Source organism: Bacteroidota bacterium, assembly GCA_034723125.1.
Lineage (GTDB): Bacteria > Bacteroidota > Bacteroidia > CAILMK01 > JAAYUY01 > JAYEOP01.
On the sequence record JAYEOP010000470.1, the window covers coordinates 21,089 to 28,028 of the forward strand.

Below are 6,940 nucleotides of genomic sequence, written 5' to 3' on the forward strand. Positions count from 1 at the left end.
TATCTGAAAAATCTATGAGGGTAAATAATTGCAAAAGATACGGTTTAGTATAAACTGTTAATCCAAATTCTGTATCTTTGTACGAAATATTTTATACTCTATTCTTTATATTTAAAATTAAAAAAATATGAAAAAATTGTTGAGATTGATGATTCCAAAGTCAATTCGTAATGAAATTAAAAATTATTTTCTTCATCTAATTAATACTAATGGTGCGTTATCACAAATTAATGCTATTGAAGTTAGTAATCAAAATATTAAAAAAAAAATAAATAGCCAGAATGTCCTTTTAAGTAGTCATTTACCCGATATTTTAATTAAAAATGATGAGGTTGAAAATAAATTGAAATCTTTTAAAGAACAGTATAAAATATCAGATAAGTTAAATACTAATATTTCTAAAAATGATGTAATGTTTCATTACTCATTATTCCATCTTGAAAATATGAGTAATAGTTATTATGATTATTTGATGAATGGATTAAATGCTTTTAATCTTGTAAACAAACTAATTGAGCATAAATTCGGAAATATTTCCAATATTAACTCATTCTTAGATTTTGCCTCAGGTTATGGTAGGCTTTGCCGTTTTTTAGTTTTAAAATTAGACCCGAAAAAAGTTTGGGTGTCTGATATTAAAACCAAATCAATTGTATTTCAGCAAAAAGAATTTGGTGTTAATGGAGTAGAATCATCATTTAATCCGAATGATTTTAAACCAAAACAAAAGTTTGATTTTATTTATGTAGGATCACTTTTTACTCATCTTCCTGATGACGTTTTTTATCAATGGTTACAAACACTTTATAATTTACTTACAGATAAAGGAGTTCTTGCATTTACTATTCATGATGTAAGTTTGTTTAACGGTGAAATTCCAGAAGGATTTCTTTATTCTTCAACTAGTGAAGATGCTATGTTTACTGAAATTGATGATAGCCTTAAAGATTCTGAACCTTATGGTGTATGTTATGCATCAGAGCAATATGTTCAGAATCAAATCCTTAAATTAGGACTAAAAAAGCAAAACTATTTGAGATATAAAAAAGCTCTTGCTAATTTACAAGATTTATATGTTGTTACTAAGGAAAGAGATGCATTTGACAACAGCCTTGATTTTACTAATTTTCCTTAATGAGTATCATTTATTTTTGTGCCAACTAATTGATTTGAACAAGCTAATTGCTTAGTTGCAAATGAACTTAGTTTTGTTACAAAATCCTTGTCTAAATAAGATAGTGGTGAATCTATTAAATCCGATACTTTTAATGTTTTGAAATATTCTGCTTCTTTATTTGGCAAGCCATCAATGTAGGCATTTAAAAACCAGCTTAGTAACCAAATTGGCAAGCCCGATTTGGGAACATTAATTTCTGATATTTTGATATTTTTTGAAAACAAATGTTTTAAACCCTCTGATGTCATATTGTAATAATGATTGGGATAAGCATGAAAAGGTTGTAAAAATGGTGCAACAATATATATTTCTCCATTAGGTTTTAAAACTCTTTCTATTTCTTTTACATATTCAATAGGATTGGTTACATGTTCTATTACTGAAAGCGAAAAAACAGCATCAAAAGAAGATGATAAAAACGGTAACTTTTCTCCTATTCCACGTACATCTGTTGTAATGTAATCTTCTATTTCAAAATTAATTACATTGTCATAATAAATATTTCTAAGACCTGCACCGTTGTCAAGTATCAAACCGTCTTTATATTTTTCTATGAAATTTATAGCCTTTTCATCATAAGCATGAGATGAAATATTTTCTTCTAACGAAATGTTGTCATCAATTTCAACAATGTTTTCTCTTTCTTTTAATTTGTGATGTAAAAAGTTATAGTTTTTTATACTACTATCGTACTGAGCATTACAACTTTTACAATAAATGTAATCTTTCGTATAATCCAATTTATTTGAATCACAAAGAGGACATTTTAATATTGACTTAATATTTTCAAGTTTGTTTTGTTTTTTTTCATAAAACTTTATTCTAATATTTTCAAGATTCGGTAATTCTATTTCAAATCGTTTTGCTTTTTTACCAATACTGAACTCAATAAAGTAATTTTTTGACAAAAGAGATTCTGAAAATTTAACATTGGAATAGAAACCTGTTGCAGTTAATTTTGGATACTGCTTTTTTACATCAGGTCTTTCTTGTATCAGTAATGGAATAAGCACTTTACCCTCAGAATTAATAAGGTTTACATTGTTTATTTTATATTTACTTTTATAAGCAATCCAACCTTGTATTGTAAACAAAGGAATTTGTAGAATTTGATTTTTAATGGGTTTATCTAAATGAAAAATAATATTCATAATTTGTTATTTTTGTTTCGAAAATTTAAAAATTTTTTTTCAGAGATAATTATTTTACCTACTAAACATTCAATTGAAAGTCTGTAACATCCTTACTTAAATTCGGGCTGTAACAAGGGTCAAAATCAATATATTTTTGCCATTTTGCTTTGAATATTGCTATTTCAGTATTATGTCTTTTTTCAGATTCTATTGTTGCCTTAGGATGACCTCTTGAAAGTGATTCGTAATGATATAAATTTATATGTGGTAGATAAACATTGTAATATCCTTTGTCTAAAAGCTTAAGACAAAAATCAGTATCATTAAATTCTACCTGCAAATCTTCATCAAAACCACCTACATCATAATAAACGGATTTTTTAACCATTAGGCATGCAGCGGTTAATGCCGAATAATTATTAATTGATTTTATATAATTAAAATAACCATTGTCATCTTTATGTTTTCCAATAAAAGTATGTCCTGCAACATCTCCCAAGCCAATAACTACTCCTGCGTGTTGAATTGTGTCATTTGGGAAAAGCAATTTTGCACCAACAGCTCCAATAGAATCACGTTGAACTTGTTCTACCATAGCTTCTATCCAATCTTTTGTTATCACTTCCGTATCATTATTAAGAAGCAAAATATAATCACCGCTAGCTTTTGACACACCAAAATTCATGAGTTTTGAAAAATTAAATGCATCATTATTATCATAACAATTGAACTTTCCGTTTTGTTGTTTTTTATACTTCTTTGTTAAATCAAAAAATTTCTTTTCAGTACTGTTGTTGTTTATTACAATTATTTCATAATTATCGTAAGTTGATTTTGTAATAATTGAGGAAATACATTTGTTAAGAATATCACTTTTGTTTTTTGAAGGAATAATTATGCTAACTTTCTTTTTATTTTTAATTTTATAACGAATGTTATAAATACCCGGCAAACCTTGAATTAATTTTACGTTTGCTTTTTCTTTTCTTCTTTCTAAAGCATCTTTAATAGCTTTTTCTGCAGCAATAAATGCTTTAGGTTTTGCATCAAATCTTTCTGAAACAGAGTCTCTATGTTTTCTCCAATGATATAATATTCTGGCAATATGTTTTATTTTTTGACTTTTTTCTGTAAATCTTAATAATAAATCATAATCTTGACTTCCTTCAAATCCAATTCGGAAATGACCAATTTTGTCAACAATCTTTTTTCTAAGAACAACAAAATGATTTATATAATTACGAGATAAAAAACTATCAGGACACCAATCCGGTTTAAAATGTGGTTCAGATAAGTTAGAAGAACTGTCAATTTTATCTTCATCAGAATATATCAAGTCAACATTCTTATCTTTATTTATTTCTTTAACTACATGGTATAACGCATCTCTTGTAAGTAAATCGTCATGGTCAAGAAAAGCAATAAATTCACCCGAAGCAAGTTCCATTGCTGAGTTTGAGCATTCTGAGATATTCCCATTCTTTGCTCTGAAAGTAAATTTTATTCTTCTGTCTTTTAATGCAAACTTTTCAATTGTTTTTCTAATCTCAGGGTTTACTGATTTGTCATCAGCAATGCATAGTTCCCAATTTGGATAGATTTGATCAATTACTGATAGAAGTGTTTTTTGAAATAATTCAACGTCAGGATCAAATACGGGTAAAATAATACTTATTGCCGGTTGAAATTTAAAATAACTAATATTCCCTTTAAATTCTTTAAAATCTATTTCCCTTGGTGCATTATTATTTAGCCACAATTTATAAGGATCTTTTTCAGTTGTTTCAGACAAAACATTTCCTATTACAATTGTAACAGGTTTTTCTTCCAGTAAGAGATATAAATTTTTAAAAATTTTTAAAAAGAACTTCCTAATTATTTTTTTGCCTGATGAAGACATCAAAAATCGGATTTTACGAAAAAATTTCATATCCTCTTCACGAACATACCTTGTGGAAAACAGAACATATTTTATTTTAAAATAAATATTTCGAACTTTCCAGAATTTGCTGTTTTCCATTTCAGCAATCCTATCTTCATTATATTTAATTGTTTGCAAAAGTGATTGAATATATTTTTTTAAATATTTTGCATCCTGTTTTAATGACCCAATTTGTTTCTTTAGCTCATTTGTTTTTGTCTTATTTATTGAAAGCTTTTTTTTCATATTCTCATATACAATTCACTCAATTAATCATTTCTCTCAGAATAAATAATACTTTTAGTTTAAGAAGTAGCATTTTAAAAATATCTATTGTTGTATTTATAGTTTCAAATATAGTATTAATTTAAAGGTTATATGTCAAATACTGTGGGTAATCAAATTTGCCACAGACTTCGTCTGTCGAAGACATGCTAAAAGTAAAGACTACGTCTGTCAAAGACAGATTCACAGATTACAAAATTACTCTTTTTGTAATTAATAAATTTTCGCCAAATCCCGATATATCTGAACTAAAGGACATATCTTATTAGAATATTGCATATAAATTAATTTTAATCTGCGAATCTGTGGCTTTAATATTTTTTCATTCACACAAATCAACATAGAACCTAATTAGTGTTTCTTAGAAAACTCTACAAAATTAAAAATGTTTCTTTTTGCGATATTTTTATTTTTCTCAAATCACTGATGCAAAGGCATCAGTTCATTTCCAAAAAGTAAAAATCTCATCAAAAATAATTCATTTTATAAAAATAGATAGTTTTCTAAGAGGCACTAATTAAATTGTGCATTATAAAATTCCCCAACTTCTTGTACTGTTCCGTCAAATACAATTTTGCCATTTTCAATACATACTGCTCTTGTACAAACTTTGGCTATTTCGCTATGGAAATGAGAAACAAAAATTATTGTGCTACCCGAATTTCTAATTTCATTAATTCGTGCATAACATTTATTTTGAAAACCAATATCACCAACCGTAAGTACCTCATCAATAAATAAAATTTCGGGGTCGGTAGCTACTGCTATCGAAAAAGCAAGTCTTGCCATCATTCCTGTTGAATAACGTTTTACCTGCATTGAAATATCTTTTTTTGATAACTCTGAAAAGTCAATAATCTTGTTTATTGATGATTGAATTTCTTTTCTTGATAATCCAAGTATTGTTCCTCCCAACCAAATATTTTCAGCACCTGTCATTTCTGCTTCCAAACCAACACCAAGTGCCAGCATTGGTGCAATCCTACCTTTTACTTTTACGCTTCCTTTTTCGGCTTTAATAATTCCAGCAAGTACTCTTAATAAAGTGCTTTTACCGGAGCCGTTTCTACCCATTAATCCAACACATTCTCCTTTTTGAATTTCGATGTTAACTCCTTTTAAAACCTGTTTTTTTTCAAACATTTTGTGTCTTCCAAAAGATAGCAAATATTCTTTAATACTATTTATTCCCTGTGGTTGAATTAAGTAACTAAATTCTAAATCCTTTGCTTCAATTATAATATTTTGTTTTGATTCTGTCAAAAATGTTGTTTTTAATAATTTGATATAAAACCTTTTTCTAATTTTTTAAAAATAATAATCCCTGTACCGAGAAAGCTAATCGTTAATAATAAACTAGTAATAACATAATAAGTAGAAGGTGCTGTATTTAAATATAGTACGTCTCTTATGTTTTCAAAATAATGAAATAATGGATTAAGTTTTAATATCCATCTTGTTTCTTCGGGAAGCATTTTTACAGAATATGCAATAGGTGTAAAATAGAAAAAAGCAGGAAGTAACGAATTCCAGAACATTCCAATATCACGAAAAAAGACATTTAATGAACACATTATCAGCGAAAAGCCAAATGTAAATAAAGCAAGGTTAAGCAATACCGGAAAAATCCAAAGTGTATTAAAACTTACTTTAAAACCAAAAAAATACATTAAAATTATAAAGGGAATAAACGAAAGTAATAAGTTAATAAGTGAAGCAACCAATGAGGAAATAGGGAAAATTATAGGTGGAATATTTACTGATTTTAAAATCCCTGCACTTTCAAGTACCGAACCAATAATTTGAATTGTTGTACTTGAAAAAAAAATCCAGAATATTAATCCTGTTAAAGCATACAAGGGATAATTTTCAATATCTGAAAAAACATTACTAAAAACAGTAACAAAAATCATTAGAAAAATAAGAGGACTAAGTAAACTCCAAAAAAATCCCAAAATAGAATTTTTATACCTGACTTTAACATTTTTATATGCCAGTGTCAGAATAAGATTTATATAACTTTTTGAATAATTTTGTTGCGTTTCTGAGAGCATTAATTCATTAATGAGTTTAAATAACAAATTTAAAAAGAACAAATTTAACGACTATTTTCTTTTTAAGAAAATTTATGTTTCAGAAAAATGATAACTTTTGTACATTATTTGAAGAAAACATTGGCTTAATAAATGAATTCCTAATTTGCCAATTATTACCTTACAAGCGTTATTATGCTACTTTTTCTTATTTATTTTCCCATTATTCCTTTTGTAAAAATTTGATAGTAACTCAAGTTTCGCATTTGAATATAGAGAATTGACATTCGGAAACTTATTAAATTTCGAGCTGTGATAACATAAAGAAAATCAATAGTATAATAATTCCATAATGAATTGTTTCATACTTTGTGATTCTTAGTGTCTTAGA

The 6,940-nt window shown here is 27.1% G+C and carries 5 protein-coding genes; 1 reads left to right on the forward strand and 4 read right to left on the reverse strand.

Features of this window, described 5'->3' with window-relative positions; genetic code table 11:
* Positions 1-127: 127 nt before the first annotated feature.
* Complete coding sequence (locus U9R42_12235) at positions 128-1,135, forward strand: class I SAM-dependent methyltransferase (protein MEA3496786.1); 1,008 nt, start codon at positions 128-130, stop codon at positions 1,133-1,135.
* On the opposite strand, the gene U9R42_12240 is transcribed toward U9R42_12235, so the two are convergent.
* The 4 genes from U9R42_12240 to U9R42_12255 form a co-directional block, all read right to left on the reverse strand.
* Positions 1,132-2,328: a class I SAM-dependent methyltransferase gene (locus tag U9R42_12240; protein ID MEA3496787.1), complete on the reverse strand. Its 1,197-nt coding sequence runs from the start codon at positions 2,326-2,328 to the stop codon at positions 1,132-1,134. The two genes, U9R42_12235 and U9R42_12240, sit on opposite strands and share 4 nt — an antisense overlap.
* 61 nt (positions 2,329-2,389) lie before the next feature.
* Entirely contained in the window at positions 2,390-4,477 is a 2,088-nt protein-coding gene (locus tag U9R42_12245) for a glycosyltransferase family 2 protein (protein MEA3496788.1), read from the reverse strand.
* A 552-nt stretch (positions 4,478-5,029) separates the two neighbouring features.
* On the reverse strand, positions 5,030-5,779 hold the full coding sequence (locus U9R42_12250; protein ID MEA3496789.1) for an ABC transporter ATP-binding protein: 750 nt from the start codon (positions 5,777-5,779) through the stop codon (positions 5,030-5,032).
* Between the two features lie 11 nt (positions 5,780-5,790).
* Complete coding sequence (locus U9R42_12255) at positions 5,791-6,570, reverse strand: ABC transporter permease (GenBank protein MEA3496790.1); 780 nt, start codon at positions 6,568-6,570, stop codon at positions 5,791-5,793.
* Positions 6,571-6,940: the final 370 nt, after the last annotated feature.